This is a genomic window from Flavobacterium sp. FlaQc-48, assembly GCF_044007335.1.
Classification (GTDB): domain Bacteria; phylum Bacteroidota; class Bacteroidia; order Flavobacteriales; family Flavobacteriaceae; genus Flavobacterium.
This window is the reverse complement of sequence record NZ_JBIPCR010000050.1, coordinates 1-689: the sequence shown is the minus strand read 5'-3', so window position 1 is coordinate 689 and position 689 is coordinate 1. Positions and strand designations below refer to the sequence as shown.

Below are 689 nucleotides of genomic sequence, written 5' to 3'. Positions count from 1 at the left end.
AGTTCAGACGCAATAAATACACTTGAAAATCTTATTGCAAAAAACAAAACAAAAAGCTTTTCGATTTACCTTATTATTGTTTTAGCAATCTTAATTTCTTTAGTATTATTACCCCTAATAAAAGTAGATATCAGCAGTCAGAGCCGTGGTATAATTCGAAGTGTAACAGATAATGTTCCGGTTTCAACGGTGGTAAGTGGCAGGGTTAATTGGGTTCATTTAAAAAACAATGCTTTTGTAAAAAAAGGAGATACACTTTTAAAAATTGCTAAGGAAAATCTGGAGAGTGATAAAAAAACCCAGGATACATTATCCGGATCCGTTTCAGCCTTATTGCATGATATTTCAGCTCTTCTGCAAAATAAAACATCTCATTTACTGACTACGGCAGCTCGGGAAGACATCTTGAAGTTTCGGTTTGGTAAAAATGAATTGCAAAGCAAAATCTCACAAGCACAAATCAATTATGACCGCAATAAAATTCTGTATGATAAAGAGATTATTGCCAAAGCCGATTTTGAGAAACCTGAATATGAATTGCGTTTAGCCAAACAAGCTTTACAGAGCTTTGTAAGCCAGCAAAAATTAAGCTGGGAAAATCAAAAAAGAGATCTGGAAGACCGTTTGAAAAACCTGAACGGAACGGTTGCCAAAATAAAGGCAGAATCGAATAATTATCTTGTTTTGGC

General features: G+C 34.4%; 1 protein-coding gene. It reads left to right on the top strand.

Annotation, left to right across the window (positions count from 1 at the left end; translation table 11 throughout):
• Window positions 1-689 (top strand): biotin/lipoyl-binding protein (locus ACHRWY_RS27530; protein ID WP_395359219.1); only part of this gene is annotated, 689 nt, incomplete at both ends.